The 13,815-nt window shown below is 56.9% G+C and carries 16 protein-coding genes; 5 read left to right on the top strand and 11 right to left on the bottom strand.

The annotated features are described in order from the left end of the window. Window position 1: 1 nt before the first annotated feature. From ACVWZ0_RS07200 to pxpB, 5 genes are all read right to left on the bottom strand, one after another. Entirely contained in the window at window positions 2–994 is a 993-nt protein-coding gene (locus ACVWZ0_RS07200; RefSeq protein ID WP_253461069.1) for a DUF979 domain-containing protein, read from the bottom strand. Then, window positions 991–1,719 (bottom strand): DUF969 domain-containing protein, encoded by a 729-nt coding sequence (locus ACVWZ0_RS07195; protein WP_253454885.1) that lies wholly within the window; start codon window positions 1,717–1,719, stop codon window positions 991–993. The genes ACVWZ0_RS07200 and ACVWZ0_RS07195 overlap by 4 nt, the downstream gene beginning before the upstream one ends. 89 nt (window positions 1,720–1,808) lie before the next feature. After that, the gene (gene pxpA / locus ACVWZ0_RS07190; RefSeq protein WP_253454886.1) at window positions 1,809–2,546 is read right to left on the bottom strand and encodes a 5-oxoprolinase subunit PxpA; all 738 of its coding nucleotides are present in this window, start codon (window positions 2,544–2,546) and stop codon (window positions 1,809–1,811) included. After that, window positions 2,536–3,468, bottom strand: a complete 933-nt coding sequence (gene pxpC / locus ACVWZ0_RS07185) for a 5-oxoprolinase subunit PxpC (RefSeq protein WP_253454887.1) — start codon at window positions 3,466–3,468, stop codon at window positions 2,536–2,538. The genes pxpA and pxpC overlap by 11 nt, the downstream gene beginning before the upstream one ends. Continuing rightward, complete coding sequence (pxpB, locus tag ACVWZ0_RS07180) at window positions 3,462–4,118, bottom strand: 5-oxoprolinase subunit PxpB (protein WP_253454888.1); 657 nt, start codon at window positions 4,116–4,118, stop codon at window positions 3,462–3,464. The genes pxpC and pxpB overlap by 7 nt, the downstream gene beginning before the upstream one ends. A gap of 144 nt (window positions 4,119–4,262) precedes the next feature. Here pxpB and ACVWZ0_RS07175 point away from each other — a divergent pair, with 144 nt between their 5' ends. Further along, complete coding sequence (locus ACVWZ0_RS07175) at window positions 4,263–4,448, top strand: hypothetical protein (RefSeq protein ID WP_253454889.1); 186 nt, start codon at window positions 4,263–4,265, stop codon at window positions 4,446–4,448. Window positions 4,449–4,495: 47 nt separating this feature from the next. Here the strand turns inward: ACVWZ0_RS07175 and ACVWZ0_RS07170 are convergent, their stop codons facing one another. The 6 genes from ACVWZ0_RS07170 to seqA form a co-directional block, all read right to left on the bottom strand. Then, the gene (locus tag ACVWZ0_RS07170; RefSeq protein WP_253454890.1) at window positions 4,496–5,239 is read right to left on the bottom strand and encodes a type 2 GTP cyclohydrolase I; all 744 of its coding nucleotides are present in this window, start codon (window positions 5,237–5,239) and stop codon (window positions 4,496–4,498) included. A gap of 64 nt (window positions 5,240–5,303) precedes the next feature. Further along, complete coding sequence (gene phrB / locus ACVWZ0_RS07165) at window positions 5,304–6,722, bottom strand: deoxyribodipyrimidine photo-lyase (protein ID WP_253454891.1); 1,419 nt, start codon at window positions 6,720–6,722, stop codon at window positions 5,304–5,306. Between the two features lie 14 nt (window positions 6,723–6,736). Continuing rightward, on the bottom strand, window positions 6,737–7,693 hold the full coding sequence (locus tag ACVWZ0_RS07160) for a YbgA family protein (RefSeq protein WP_253454892.1): 957 nt from the start codon (window positions 7,691–7,693) through the stop codon (window positions 6,737–6,739). 299 nt (window positions 7,694–7,992) lie between these two features. Continuing rightward, entirely contained in the window at window positions 7,993–8,199 is a 207-nt protein-coding gene (locus ACVWZ0_RS07155; RefSeq protein ID WP_253454893.1) for a DUF2517 family protein, read from the bottom strand. A 475-nt stretch (window positions 8,200–8,674) separates the two neighbouring features. Then, window positions 8,675–10,315 (bottom strand): phosphoglucomutase (alpha-D-glucose-1,6-bisphosphate-dependent), encoded by a 1,641-nt coding sequence (gene pgm / locus ACVWZ0_RS07150; protein WP_253454894.1) that lies wholly within the window; start codon window positions 10,313–10,315, stop codon window positions 8,675–8,677. Between the two features lie 24 nt (window positions 10,316–10,339). Beyond that, a complete protein-coding gene (gene seqA / locus ACVWZ0_RS07145; RefSeq protein WP_253454895.1) occupies window positions 10,340–10,894 on the bottom strand; it encodes a replication initiation negative regulator SeqA in 555 nt (184 codons plus the stop codon). 236 nt (window positions 10,895–11,130) lie between these two features. On the opposite strand from seqA, the gene ybfF reads away from it, so the two are divergent. From ybfF to fur, 4 genes are all read left to right on the top strand, one after another. Then, on the top strand, window positions 11,131–11,895 hold the full coding sequence (gene ybfF / locus ACVWZ0_RS07140; RefSeq protein ID WP_253454896.1) for an esterase: 765 nt from the start codon (window positions 11,131–11,133) through the stop codon (window positions 11,893–11,895). Between the two features lie 145 nt (window positions 11,896–12,040). Then, the gene (ybfE, locus tag ACVWZ0_RS07135) at window positions 12,041–12,322 is read left to right on the top strand and encodes a LexA regulated protein (RefSeq protein ID WP_125288637.1); all 282 of its coding nucleotides are present in this window, start codon (window positions 12,041–12,043) and stop codon (window positions 12,320–12,322) included. A 141-nt stretch (window positions 12,323–12,463) separates the two neighbouring features. Beyond that, window positions 12,464–12,994, top strand: coding sequence for a flavodoxin FldA (fldA, locus tag ACVWZ0_RS07130; protein WP_125288585.1), 531 nt, complete (start codon window positions 12,464–12,466; stop codon window positions 12,992–12,994). Between the two features lie 348 nt (window positions 12,995–13,342). Further along, window positions 13,343–13,786 (top strand): ferric iron uptake transcriptional regulator, encoded by a 444-nt coding sequence (gene fur / locus ACVWZ0_RS07125; RefSeq protein ID WP_253454897.1) that lies wholly within the window; start codon window positions 13,343–13,345, stop codon window positions 13,784–13,786. The last annotated feature ends 29 nt before the right edge of the window (window positions 13,787–13,815 follow it).

Raw genomic sequence — 13,815 nt, 5'->3', positions numbered from 1 at the left:
CTCACCGAAACATCAGAAACCAGAGAAGAAAAATATTGGTTATTAACAATAGCACGCCGGTCGGTATCTGAGCCTTGATCACCGCATTACGATCGGGCAGCTCCAGCAGCCGGGCGGGTACGATATTGAAGTTGGCGGCCATTGGCGTCATCAGCGAGCCGCAATAGCCGGAGAACATGCCGATCGCCGCCATCACGGCCGGGTTGCCGTGGTGCTGCAAGACCAGGATCGGGATGCCGATACCGGCGGTGACGATAGGGAAAGCCGCAAAGGCGTTGCCCATAATCATGGTCAGCAGCGCCATGCCTGTAGCGTAGGCCGCTACGGCGATAAAACGGTTGTCCACGGCAAGGTAAGTTTCCGTCAGATGCGCAATCGCCGTGCCCACCCCGGCGGTAGTAAACAGCAGGCCCAGCGTGGCGAGGATCTGCGGCAGAATAAAGGCCCAGCCGATAGCATCAAGCAGGCGGCGCGCTTCCTGTACGGACTGCGCGGGCGCTTCATGCGTCATTTTCAGCGCGATCAGCCAGCCCACCACGCAGCCAACCATCATAGAGAAAAGCGTGACCAGCGTGGCCTGATTGCCTTCCCCAAACAGCGCCACCCGTGCGCCCGGCAAATTATTAAACAGCAGCACGCCGACAACCGTAACCACCGGGATGGCCAGCGCAGGCATAAACAGCCGGTTGCGCAGGCGTTTGGCGCTCGCCTCGCGCTCCTGATGGCTGCGCTGATGGTAGGAGCCCAGCTTTACGCCGCCCAGACCGGCAATCAGCGCCATAATCACCACCACCACGCCGATAGCAATATGGAGCGAACGCGCGCCGAACCATGCCGATGCCCCGTCGCTGACCAGAAAAACCAGGCCGTAGAGCGCCCAGAACAGGCCGGTAGTCAGACGACGCGGATTAGCTTTGTCTCGCCAGGACATCACGGCGACCACCAGCAGGATCAAACCCGCCAGCCAGTAAAGATACTGTTGCTGAAACATCAGCGCCCTCCTTTGGCTTTCTGCGCCTGCGCATTCAGCGCGGCAAGCTCTGCCGCCAGGGTTTTATCCAGGCGACGCAGGCGAAAGGCGTGGATCAGAAAAGCGCAAACGGCGGTCGGGATGCCCCAGAGCGCTATCTGTAGCGGATCGGTCTGGATGCCCGCCGACTGCTGCATAAAATTATGCATAAAGATGATGGCGCCAAAAGCGACAAAGATATCCTCGCCGAAAAACAGCCCGACGTTATCGGTCGCCGCCGCCATAGCGCGCAGGCGATGACGCACTTCCGGCGGCAGCTCGCCGTAACGATTTTCGGTAGCGCCTTCCGCCATCGGCGCCAGCAGAGGACGCACCATTTGCGGATGGCCGCCCAGGCTGGTCAGCCCCATCGCCGCCGTCAGCTCACGCACCAGCAGGTAGACAATAAGCAATCTTCCCGCCGTAGCGCTTTTGATCTGCGCAATCCAGGCCTGGGCGCGCTCTTTCAGCCCGTGGCGCTCCAGCAGGCCTATCACCACTAAAGGCAACAGCAGGATCAGCGGCAGGTTGCGGGTATTGAGAAAGCCAGAGCCCAGTTTTTCCAGAATATCGCCGATCGGCATTTTTGCCGCCAGCCCGGTGATTAAACCGGCGACCAGCACCACCAGCACCGGGTTAAAGCGCAGTAGAAAACCAACCACGATGGCAGCGATGCCGGCCAGCGGCCAGAGATTAACGACAGGATCCATTTATCCTCCTGATAAAGGCTGAAGCTTCCCGCTGCGTGCAGGAGCAATAAGGGAGACGGCCAGGCAAGTGGGCCGTCCGTAGCGATACGTCAGCCGTAGCTGACTGCAATATCTCGTGCGGCGAACGCCTCACGGAGCTGGCGGGCAAAGGCCAGCGCATGGGCACCGTCGCCGTGCAGGCATACGGTTTCCGCATTGACGCTGACCCATTCGCCGCTGACGGCCCGCACTTTCCCCCGCTGCACCATCGCGAGCGTTTGTGCAATAGCCTGCTCGTCGCTCTCTATCAGCGCGCCGGGCTGCGAGCGAGGCACCAGCGAACCGTCCGCCTGGTAGCCGCGATCGGCAAAAACCTCCTCTCTGGTGGTCAGGCCCGCTGATTTAGCGGCGCGAACAGATTCGCTGCCCGCCAACCCCACCAGGATCAGGTGCGGATCGGCAGCCCTGACCGCCTGCGCGATAGCTTCCGCCAGCGAGGCGTCCTCAGCGGCCTGGTTGTAAAGCATCCCGTGCGGCTTCACATGCGTCACCTTGCCGCCTTCGCTGCGGGCAATAGCCTGGAGCGCGCCAATCTGATAAAGCGTCTGCGCATAAATCGTTTCAGCAGGCAGTGCCATACGCGTGCGGCCAAAGTTTTCGCGATCGGGAAAGCCGGGATGCGCCCCAATCGCCACGCCATACTCCAGCGCCCAGCGCACGCACTGCCGCATGGTTTCCGCGTCGCCCGCGTGAAAACCACAGGCGATATTGGCCGAGGAAACCAGCTGTAATAAGGCGCGATCGTTGCCGCAGCCCTCACCCAAATCGGCGTTTAAATCAATTTTCATGCGCTAATCCCCATGCCATTTGTTCCAGTACCCGATCGCGCTCGCGCTTCGCCTGCAGCGCTTCTTCCAGTGTGCAGTGCACAAAATGGATCGGCTCGCCCAGACGGATCTGCGCCAGATGATAGAGGTCGGCTTCAATCACGCAGGCGATACGCGGGTAGCCGCCGGTGGTTTGCGCATCCGCCATCAGCACAATCGGCTGGCCGTTAGGCGGCACCTGCACCACGCCGGGGATCAGCCCGTGCGACAGCATATCGCGCCCGGCTTCGCGCACCAGCGCGCGGCCCTGTAAGCGATAGCCCATACGGTTGCTCTGCGGGCTGAGCTGCCATCCCGTCCGCCAGAACAGCTCCCGGCTTTCGCGGCTGAATTCGTGGTATTCCGGGCCGGCCATCGCGCGAACGCGGTTACCAAACAGCAGCTGACGCACGCCCGCCGGTTTGCTGAATGTGCGCGCGGGCTCGCCCAGCGGCAGCCTGTCGCCGTCTTCAATCTGCCGTCCCGCAAAGCCGCCCAGGCCCGTTTTCAAATCGGTGCTGCACGAGCCGAGCACGGGCACGGCGGCAAAACCGCCAGCCAGCGCCAGGTAGCTGCGCATCCCGCGCTGCGGCATTTTCAACGTCAGGCGCGATCCTTTGCGTACGGCGAGGCGCCAGCCCGTCCACACCGGTTTGCCGTCCAGCTCGGCGCTACAGCCCGCGCCCGTCAGCGCCATCCAGCCGTCCCGGGTAAACTCCGCGCAGAACTGGCCGAGCGTAATTTCCAGCACCGGGCTGTTTTGCTCATTGCCGACCAGCAGATTGGCCGTCGCCATTGCCGGATAGTCCAGCGCGCCGCCGCTGCTGACGCCGAACTGACGCCAGCCGATACGGCCTGCGTCCTGTAAGGTGGTACTCATGCCAGCCCGAATAATATTCAGCACAGGCCCTCCTTTTGCGGAATAAAGCGTACCTGGTCGCCGGGACGTAAAAGCGTCGGCGGCTGCTGTTCAGGCGTAAACAGAGCGATACTCGTCTGGCCAATTAGCTGCCAGCCGCCCGGCGCGGCAAGCGGATAAACGCCCGTCTGGCTACCGCCGATGCCCACGGATCCGGCCGGCACCTTCAGGCGCGGCTCCGCCCGCCGGGGCGTATGCAGCCGCTCGTCCAGGCCCGCCAGGTAAGGGAAACCGGGCTGGAAGCCGATAAAATAAACGGTATAGCGCCCCGCCGCATGGGCTTCCACCACCTGCTGCGGCGTCAGTCCGCTTTGACGTGCCACCTCGTCCAGATCCGGCCCTGCTGCGCCGCCGTAGATAACGGGAATGGCGATATCCCGCGTTTCCAGCACCAGCGCTTCGCTTGTTTCCCACCAGCCCTGGAGCCACTCGATGGCGTCCAGCGCGTGCTGTTGCGGGTTGCTTAAAATCACCGTGATATTGTTCATGCCGGGAATGACTTCCGTGACTTCCGGCCGGCCGGTCAGGCGCGCTGACAGGCCCCAGATACGCTGCTGGCTGCTGAGAGAGACAGGGGGTTCCAGCTCAAGCACTACCGCGCGCTCACCTGAAAGGTAACAACGTGCTCGTTGCAAAACACTCTCCCGGCCCGTTGATAAGGCCACCGTTTTCCAGAAAGAAGAAATAGTTATGCGGAAATGTCAGAGAAGTGTCAATAATCGATTAGCCAGGCGCGACACAGTGGCTACTATTACGGTTTCTGCATAAAGGAGGTAGCGATGAGCACGACATTCAAAATTCATTACGAACATCAGGCCGAAGGCCATCTGCATTCCGAAGAAGTGCTGTTGGAAAGCGAGGGCGAACCGACAGAGGAAGCCGTACAGGACGCGGTGCGCCAGGATATTGCGAAGCATCACGGCGCGGCAGAGTTTACGGTGATCTCAGTCGCGCCCTACCCTTAAGCGGGCGTTGAGGTTAACAGGCGGCCACCGGGGCCGCCTGTCTGCTGTCAGGCGGGGTTGTCGATATCGATAAAGGTGACGTCCAGGCCATGCTGTGCCGCCAGCCATTCACCCAGCGCCTTGATACCGCCGCGCTCGGTAGCATGATGTCCGGCCGCAAAAAAGTGCAGGCCCTGCTCGCGCGCGCTGTGAATGGTTTGCTCGGAAACCTCGCCGGAGATAAACGCGTCCACGCCGAATGCCGCCGCCGCGTCGATAAAACCCTGGCCGCCGCCGGAGCACCACGCCACTTTGCGGATCAGCACTGGCGCGTTATCGCCGCAGTGCAGCGGGTCGCGATGCAGGGTCTGACCAATGCGTGCGGCAAGCTGCTCGCCCGTCAGCGGCTCCTGCAGCTCGCCCCAGAACACCAGCGGCATCACTTCGCCTTTGACCTCAATCCCAAACAGTTTCGCCAGCTGCGCGTTATTGCCCAGCTCGGGATGCGCGTCCAGCGGCAGATGCCAGCCGTAAAGGTTGATATCGTTCGCCAGCAGCGTTTTCAGCCGGTTGCGCTTCATGCCCTTAATCACCGGCGCTTCGCTTTTCCAGAAATAGCCGTGATGCACCAGCACCGCGTCCGCCTGTAAACGTACGGCCTCATCCAGTAGCGCCTGACAGGCGGTCACGCCGGTAACGATTTTCTGTACCTGCTCGCGCCCTTCTACCTGAAGACCGTTCGGCGCATAGTCGCTGAAGCTCGCGGTATTCAGCTGCTGGTTAACGATGTTTTCTAATTCACTGTTTTGCATAGGGCGTACACTCTTTTGCCGTTCTCAATGCGGCTACTTTAGCAGAGGGCGGCAAAACGCGCGGCTATTTCCTTGCCGCCTCGTAGGCCGCCAGCGCACGTTTGCGGGCCTCTTTGTGGTCAACGATCGGGTGAGGATAATCGAGCTGAACGCCGTTTTTCCGCGCCCATTCATGCGGCTGGTGAATATGCTGAACGGGCACCGCCTTCAGTTCCGGTAGCCATTGCCGAATGAATTCGCCTTTTTTATCAAAACGTTCGCCCTGCGTAGTAGGATTGAAGATGCGAAAGTAAGGCGCCGCGTCGTTGCCGCTGGAAGCGGCCCACTGCCAGCCGCCATTGTTCGCCGCCAGATCGCCGTCGATCAGCTGTGACATAAAATAGCGTTCGCCGATCCGCCAGTCGATCAGCAGATCTTTAATCAGGAAGCTGGCGGTAATCATCCGCAGGCGATTATGCATCCAGCCAAGACTGTTCAGCTGCCGCATAGCGGCATCCACTATCGGATAACCGGTTTTGCCCTGCTGCCAGGCGGCCAGCTGGTCATCATTGCGCTGCCATTGCACCTTTTTTGTCCAGCTGATAAAGGGCTGATGTTTGCAGAGCGCGGGCCAGGCGACAATCAGGTGCCGGTAGAACTCGCGCCAGATAAGCTCGTTAAACCAGCTGAATATTTTGTCGTTTTCTAACGCGTCGGGATGCTCGCGCAGCAGGCGATGCAGGCACTGGCGCGGCGACAGCACCCCGGTAACCAGATAAACGGACAGGCGGCTTGTGCCGTCAATGGCCGGCGTGTCTCGCCTGGCCGCATACTCCGCGACCGGCTGCTGACAGAACTCGCGCAGACGTTGGATAGCCGTTTTCTCCCCTACGGGAAAAAGGTCGGTATTAAAATCTTCCTGCGGATAATCAAATGGTTCCAGAGCGGGTAGTTTTTCCAGCGGCGCCTGAGCGCGCGGTTTGGGCGCGGGCGCGCATTCCGGCATCCCTTCATGCAGTCGGCGAACAAAAGCTTTGCTGAATGGCGTAAAGACTTTAAACATTTCCCGATTGCCTGTCAGCACGCTGCCGGGCGGCAGCAGACCGTCATCGAAGCCCTGCACAACTATATCCAGCTCGCTCAGTTCGCGTTCCGCTTGCGCATCGCGCTGGCGCTCATTGACTTCGTGCTGATAGTTATAAAACAGGCTGTCGACATGATGCTCACGGCAGAAATCTTTCAGCGCTTCAACGGAGGCGGAAAAATCATCGCGCTGTAAATAGTGCAGCGGGATGCCTTTTTCTGCCAAAGCACCCTGGACATCGTGCAGGCTTTGATAAATAAAAGCGGCCTGCTTCGGTGACATATCATGCGATTGCCACTGTTTTGGCGTGGCGATATAGAGAACGAGCACTTCCGCATTGACATCGCTGCAGGCTGCATAAAGCGCGTAGTTATCGTGGATGCGCAGATCGTTGCGCATCCAGACCAGATGGGTGGCCATAGCTTTCCCTGTAATTAATGGCCGTAACGCAGGCGAAGCGCTTCCGGATAAGGCTCAAAATAGCGTTGCTGGGTAAGGTAAGGATCGGGATATTCCGACATATAGTGTTTGAGCAGCGTCATCGGCGCCAGCAGCGGTTGTAAGCCCTGACGATAATGATCGATCAGCGAGGTCAGCTCCTCGCGCTGTTTGGCGTTCAGCTGCGGTCGGAAATAGCCCTGTACGTGCATCATCACATTAGTGTGGTTGCCGCGCGTGGCTTTATGCTTCAGCAGATCCATCAGGCGCTGACGATACTCAAAAGCAAAGGCTTCCAGTGAAGGCCACTGCTCAATAGCCGCCACAAAGCGACCAATCTCGCGATATTCCGGCTGTGAATGCGCCAGCAGCGTTAGCTTATAGCGGCTGTGAAAGGCAATAAGCTTGCCGCGCGTCAGGCCGCTGCGCCACAGCTGGTTAAATTCATGCAGCGTGTAAATGCGCTCAACAAAGTTCTCGCGCAGCACGGGATCGTGCAGCCTGCCGTCTTCTTCGACCGGCAGCCACGGCATTTGCTTCATCAGTTCACGCGTAAAGATGCCAACGCCTTCTTTACGGTTGTTGTTATTTTCTGGCTGGTAGACGCGCACCCGCTCCATGCCGCAGCTGGGCGATTTGGCGCAGACGATGTAGCCGCAAAGGTGATGCAGGCTGGCGATTTTTTTCTCGGAAAAGCTTTGCATTTCCTGGGTCAGCGGATCGCCTTTCCCGTTGCTGAAGCAAAGCTCAACGCTATTTTCGGCCGTTTCGGTCAGGCGCAGGGCCGGACGCGGCGTGGGCAGACCAATCGCCATTTCCGGGCAAACCGGTTCATAACGCATAAAAGGCGCCAGATCTTCGGCGGCAAAGGCGCAACGTTTGTGGCCGCCATCAAAGCGGACACTGTCGCCAAGCAGGCAGGCGCTGATGCCTACCGGAATTTTCTCACTCATACCTTTCTCCCCTTCGCTACTTTCATCATTAAGTGTAGCGGTTAAATCTGTACAAGACAAAATAAGTTGTACAACTTTATGGAAAGAATTGCTACCGGTGATTTATCGAAAAAAGGCCGGCCCACGAAAAACCTTATGGAACAAGGCAAAGCGGCAGGAAGAAAAGAAAAATGCCCCTAAAACGGGGCATTAACAGCGGTCTGAAGGCGGTGGAAAGATAAGAAGCATGCCCCGAAACCGGAGCATTAAGAAAAATCTAAAGCATGAGGATAAGGCGGCGTTAAAGCATGCGGGCGCGATTAATAAAAATCGGCAGCGGCCCTTTCCGCCTGCGCCAGCCACACGGGCTGCGTACTGGTTTTGCACCAGCAGCGATGCAGGTAGCTGTAAAAGCGCGAGCGGTCGCGATAAAAAAGCATAAAAGGCAGCGCGACAACACCGACCGCAAGCGTTGCCAGCCGACGCAGTAGAAGATGAGGCAGCGAGTATTGATGATAGAGATTCATACGCCCTCCGGAAAAGTAAAAGTCTGGCTAAAATAATACCGATCTGGCGATATATTTACCACTCATCCGACCAGATTAAATTAAAAATTATCCAAGTAAAGGCAATAAGTTAAATTAAAGTTAATTTAAATTAAATAAATAACAACTACGTTACATTGCATCTGTTTAAATATGGCCATAACCACCGCCCCGCGCCGTTGCAGCAAGCCTGTAGCCGCATGGCCACTGCCTGAAGGGGTTTAAGCAGTTTTGTACAGGGTAAATGCATTATTGTTCAACTGTTTAAGCTTGATGCTGTTTTATCACTGCGCCCTGTTTGTTCCAGCCACTCCCGGAACAGACGGCTTGGGTATACGAATAAGGGAAGTTCACAGCTTTAAAATCGGCTGAATTATTCGGGACATCCCGAAACAGGCAAAATTGGAATATAAAAAAGGCGCTAATAAATTAGCGCCTTTTATTTTCAGCCCTGATATCAGGCGTTTTTCAGTACTTCGCTAACAATTTCTACCGCTTCTTTCTCAATCTTCTCGCGGTGCTCGGCACCCAGGAAGCTTTCGCAATAGATTTTGTAGGCGTCTTCCGTACCGGACGGACGCGCTGCGAACCAGCCGTTCTCGGTCATCACCTTCAGGCCACCGATTGATGCGCCGTTGCCTGGCGCCGCCGTCAGGCGAGCGGTGATAGGATCGCCCGCCAGCGTATCGGCGCTGACCATTTCCGGCGACAGCTTCGACAGCGCCGCTTTTTGCGCGGAGGTCGCAGAAGCCTGCAGACGGTTATAGCTTGGTGCGCCAAAGCGCTCCGCCAGCTCGTTATAGTGCTGCTGCGGATTTTTACCGGTCACAGCGGTGATCTCGGCGGCCAGCAGGCACATGATGATACCGTCTTTGTCCGTTGACCAAGGCGTACCGTCAAAACGCAGGAAGGAAGCGCCCGCGCTCTCTTCGCCGCCGAAGCCGAAACTGCCGTCGAACAGGCCGTCAACGAACCATTTGAACCCTACCGGCACTTCCACCAGCTTACGGCCGATGTCGTTGACCACGCGGTCGATCATCGCGCTGGAGACCAGCGTTTTGCCGACGGCAACCTCTTTGCCCCACTGCGGACGGTGCTGGAACAGATAGTTAATAGCAACGGCCAGGTAATGGTTAGGGTTCATCAGGCCCGCAGGCGTAACGATGCCGTGGCGGTCATAGTCCGGGTCGTTGGCAAACGCCAGATCGAACTTATCACGCAGCGCCAGCAGGCCCGCCATCGCGCTTTCGGATGAGCAGTCCATACGGATCACGCCGTCTTTATCCAGGTGCATAAAGCGGAACGTCTGGTCGACCGAATCGTTAACGATAGTCAGATCCAGATTGTAATATTCCGCGATACGCTGCCAGTAGGCGATGCCGGAGCCGCCAAGCGGATCGACGCCGATTTTCAGGCCCGCTTTCTGAATAGCCGGAATATCGATGATCTGCGCCAGACCTTCGATATAAGGCTGGATCAGATCTTTTTCCTGCAGATGGCCGCTTGCCCAGGCTTCGTCCAGCGCCATGCGCTTAACATCTTTCAGGCCGTCTTTAATCAGCTGGTTAGCGCGATCTTCCACCACTTTAGTGACGTTAGTATCGGCCGGGCCACCGTTTGGCGGATTGTATTTGATGCCGCCATCTTCCGGCGGGTTGTGCGAAGGCGTGATAACGATGCCGTCAGCCTGCGCGCCGCCCGCCTTGTTATGCTCAAGGATAGCGTTAGAGATGGCAGGCGTCGGCGTGTAGCCGTTGTCCTGCTGTACAATCACATCCACGCCGTTCGCCGCCAGCACTTCCAGTACGGAAATAATCGCCGGTTCGGACAGCGCGTGCGTATCTTTACCCACGTAGCAAGGGCCGGTAACGCCGTTCTTTTTGCGCTCTTCCGCAATCGCCTGCGCGATAGCCAGAATGTGCGTCTCGTTGAAGCTCTGTCGGCCTGCGCTACCGCGATGGCCGGACGTGCCGAATTTCACCGCGTGTTCCGCGTTGCCTGTTTCCGGCTGCAGGACGTAATACTGCGAGGTCAATTGTGCAACGTTAATCAAATCGCTCTGCTGTGCTGGCTGCCCGGCACGGGGGTGACTGGCCATTGGCGCTTCTCCCTGACGCTGTGTTTAGAGTGTGCCGCAAACCTTGTCCGCCAGTTCCGTCGGGAACTGCATGGACGACATGATATGTTCAATCATGCTGCGTTTACGGCCTGTGTTGGTGTTGGTGATCACCCAATACGGCGTGCCGGGAATATGCTGCGGCTTGGTATGGGTGCCGTTCTGTACCAGGGTTTGCTGATTGCCTGCAAAGTAGACGCGCGTACGACCATGCAGTGACTCGGTCGCCGCGGCAAATGCTTTGGGATCCAGATTGTATAAAGTCGACAGGATCAGCATAAAACGGTTTACCGCTTTTTTCTGCTCCGCATACTCGTCCGACAGCAGCAGCTCGCGCACGGCGCGAACGCGATCCTGCGGGCGAGACGTCTCTTTCACCACGGTTTCCTGTACGCTGGCGACAGGCGCGGGCGCAGCCGTAACAGCAGGTGCCTTCGGCGCTGCCTGACCAGCAGAAAATTTCAGCATACGACGTAAAATGTCGGAGGCGCTTTCACCAATATGCTGAGTGTGGCTGGCGATATAACGGTAGAGCTCTTCGTCGACTTCAATAGTTTTCATCTTGATCCAGTACGATTATTGCTGATAAGAGCCGGTTAGCGACCTGTTTTACCCAGGCGCGGACGGACCAGCTCTAACACGAGGATTATAAAGTTAAATCCTGCCGGGTTGTAGCGCCAGCCCCAATTGCGGACAAAAGTCGGAATATGCCGTAAAAAGATCGGGTCTGTCGCGGCGGCAGAAAATCGCTGTTTTATGATAACCTAACCCCTCGTTTCCTCCGTAAGAAGTTTGCCATGAAATTGAATTTCCGCCTGCAATCTGAACAAACGACCGTTTCTGACGCGCCCGTGGTGCTTATTCACGGCCTTTTCGGCAACCTGGATAACCTTGGGGTGCTGGCGCGCGACCTGAAAGCGGATCGCCGCATTATTCAGGTGGACGTCCGAAATCATGGCCTTTCGCCGAGGTCGGATGAAATAAGCTATGCCGCAATGGCGCGCGACGTGCTGGAAACGCTGGATGAGCTTGATGCCGACCGGTTTGATATTATAGGCCATTCCATGGGCGGGAAAATCGCCATGACGCTGGCTTCCCTTGCCCCGGAACGCGTCGGGCAGCTGGTGGTTATCGATATTGCGCCGGTGGCCTACCGGGAACGCCATCACGACGCGATTTTCGCCGCGCTGGCCGCCGTCAGCGAAGCGGGCATTACCCGCCGGAGCGAAGCCGCCGCGCTGATGCGTCAGACCATAGAGGAAGAAGGCGTCATTCAGTTTCTGCTTAAATCGTTTCAGGACGGCGAATGGCGTTTCAACGTGCCGGCGCTCTGGCAGCACTACGATCGGATTATCGGCTGGGAAACGCTGCCCGCCTGGCCACATCCCACGCTGTTTATTCGGGGCGAACATTCGCCTTATCTACAGGAAGCGTATCGTGACGCGCTGCTGGCCCAGTTCCCTGCCGCCCGCGCCCACGTGATTACCGGCGCGGGTCACTGGGCGCATGCCGAGAAACCTGATGCCGTTTTGCGCGCCATCCGCCGTTTTTTTGCCCTGTGAAAACAAATGTTTCAGTAAAAGGCTAAATAATTGTCGTCGCGACTTTCGCTGGGGTATGATGGCGCGCTAAAATTTGTCGACGGCACCGGCCGCAAACGCTAACGGCTCAATCCATCAGAACTCCAGCCTTCAGTATCACGATTCTATGGCAAAAGAAAACACGGACCGCACCACGATCGATCTGTTCGCAGACGAGCGTCGACCGGGACGACCCAAAACCAATCCACTGGCACGTGATGAGCAGTTGCGCATTAACAAACGCAACCAGCTTAAGCGTGATAAAGTGCGCGGGCTGAAGCGCGTAGAACTGAAAATGAACAGTGACGCAGTTGACGCCCTGAACCAGCTCGCCGAGCAGCGTAATATGAGCCGCAGCGAACTGATAGAAGAGATGGTCATGGCGCAGTTAGCCAGGCCTGAGCGCTGAAGCACGCGCTACGGTAAAGCACAAAGCGACAAATACAGGCGGATTAGCCGTTTATCCCCCTGTTGCTGTCTGCTATTATTGCCCTTAACATTTTCAGGCTAGCCGCCGCATATCATTAAGTTTCAAGAGGTTATTAAACTCATGGCAATCGTAGGCATTTTCTTTGGCAGCGATACGGGCAATACGGAAAACATTGCAAAAATGATCCAGAAGCAGCTCGGTAAAGAGGTGGCTGAAGTTCATGATATCGCTAAAAGCAGCAAAGAAGACCTTGAAGCCTTTGATATTTTGCTGCTGGGCATCCCGACCTGGTACTACGGTGAAGCGCAGTGCGACTGGGATGATTTCTTCCCTACGCTGGAAGAGATCGACTTCAACGGCAAGCTGGTCGCGCTGTTTGGCTGCGGCGATCAGGAAGATTACGCGGAATATTTCTGCGACGCGATGGGCACCATTCGCGACATTATCGAGCCTAACGGCGCGGTGATCGTCGGCCACTGGCCGACAGAAGGCTATGATTTCGAGGCCTCTAAAGGCCTGGCGGACGATACCCATTTCCTTGGCCTGGCCATTGATGAAGATCGCCAGCCGGAGCTGACCAACGAACGCGTTGAAAAGTGGGTCAAACAGATTTCTGACGAGCTTCAGCTCCAGGATATTCTCGAAGCGTGATAGCATTGGCCCGCTGTACGAATCCACAGCGGGCCAATGGTTTTTCCTATAGAAGTGATAGATACATATTTGTAACTTTTACCGTCAAAACGGTAGAATAGCACTGCTCCGCCTCCGCTTCTGCGGCGCCGAAAACCAGGCAGAGCGAACTGACAACCCAGCGTAAATGGGTGCTTGCTTTTCCGGACGTAACGACTTCTTATCCTTACATCCCCTGATGGTTTTGCATCTCCGCTGTGGTTTCTTCAAGGCATCGGTTCTATAATGAGACGCTCAGCTTTTGCGTCGACCGATGCTCACGGCTTCTCAGCCACTTAGTGACCAGCAAAGTAACAGGACAATATCCGCATGACTGACAATAACACCGCATTAAAGAAGGCCGGCCTGAAAGTCACGCTTCCTCGACTGAAAATTCTGGAAGTGCTTCAGGAACCAGAGTGCCATCACGTCAGTGCGGAAGATTTGTATAAACGCCTGATCGACATGGGCGAAGAGATTGGCCTGGCGACGGTTTACCGCGTTCTGAACCAGTTTGACGATGCGGGGATCGTGACCCGTCATAACTTCGAAGGCGGCAAGTCCGTGTTTGAACTGACCCAGCAGCAGCATCACGATCACCTGATCTGCCTGGACTGCGGCAAAGTAATCGAATTCAGCGACGAGTCTATTGAATCCCGCCAGCGTGATATTGCGACGAAGCACGGTATCAAACTCAGCAACCACAGCCTCTATCTTTACGGCCACTGCGCCACCGGCGACTGCCGTGAAGACGACACGCTGCACGATAAGTAATCGATTTCAATAAAAAACCGGCGATCGCT

It is taken from the genome of Erwinia sp. TECH1 (genome assembly GCF_054057575.1).
The sequence above is the reverse complement of the archived record's forward strand: the minus strand, read 5'-3'. Positions and strand labels throughout refer to the sequence as shown.

What these genes read in the sequence shown, in the direction of transcription:
- ACVWZ0_RS07175 (WP_253454889.1), top strand. Translation starts at nt 4,263, where the DNA reads ATGAGCACGACATTCAAAATTCATTACGAACATCAGGCCGAAGGCCAT.
- ybfF (WP_253454896.1), top strand. Translation starts at nt 11,131, where the DNA reads ATGAAATTGAATTTCCGCCTGCAATCTGAACAAACGACCGTTTCTGAC.
- ACVWZ0_RS07170 (WP_253454890.1), bottom strand. Translation starts at nt 5,239, where the DNA reads ATGCAAAACAGTGAATTAGAAAACATCGTTAACCAGCAGCTGAATACC.
- pxpA (WP_253454886.1), bottom strand. Translation starts at nt 2,546, where the DNA reads ATGAAAATTGATTTAAACGCCGATTTGGGTGAGGGCTGCGGCAACGAT.
- phrB (WP_253454891.1), bottom strand. Translation starts at nt 6,722, where the DNA reads ATGGCCACCCATCTGGTCTGGATGCGCAACGATCTGCGCATCCACGAT.
- fldA (WP_125288585.1), top strand. Translation starts at nt 12,464, where the DNA reads ATGGCAATCGTAGGCATTTTCTTTGGCAGCGATACGGGCAATACGGAA.
- ybfE (WP_125288637.1), top strand. Translation starts at nt 12,041, where the DNA reads ATGGCAAAAGAAAACACGGACCGCACCACGATCGATCTGTTCGCAGAC.
- ACVWZ0_RS07195 (WP_253454885.1), bottom strand. Translation starts at nt 1,719, where the DNA reads ATGGATCCTGTCGTTAATCTCTGGCCGCTGGCCGGCATCGCTGCCATC.
- pgm (WP_253454894.1), bottom strand. Translation starts at nt 10,315, where the DNA reads ATGGCCAGTCACCCCCGTGCCGGGCAGCCAGCACAGCAGAGCGATTTG.
- seqA (WP_253454895.1), bottom strand. Translation starts at nt 10,894, where the DNA reads ATGAAAACTATTGAAGTCGACGAAGAGCTCTACCGTTATATCGCCAGC.
- ACVWZ0_RS07155 (WP_253454893.1), bottom strand. Translation starts at nt 8,199, where the DNA reads ATGAATCTCTATCATCAATACTCGCTGCCTCATCTTCTACTGCGTCGG.
- fur (WP_253454897.1), top strand. Translation starts at nt 13,343, where the DNA reads ATGACTGACAATAACACCGCATTAAAGAAGGCCGGCCTGAAAGTCACG.
- ACVWZ0_RS07160 (WP_253454892.1), bottom strand. Translation starts at nt 7,693, where the DNA reads ATGAGTGAGAAAATTCCGGTAGGCATCAGCGCCTGCCTGCTTGGCGAC.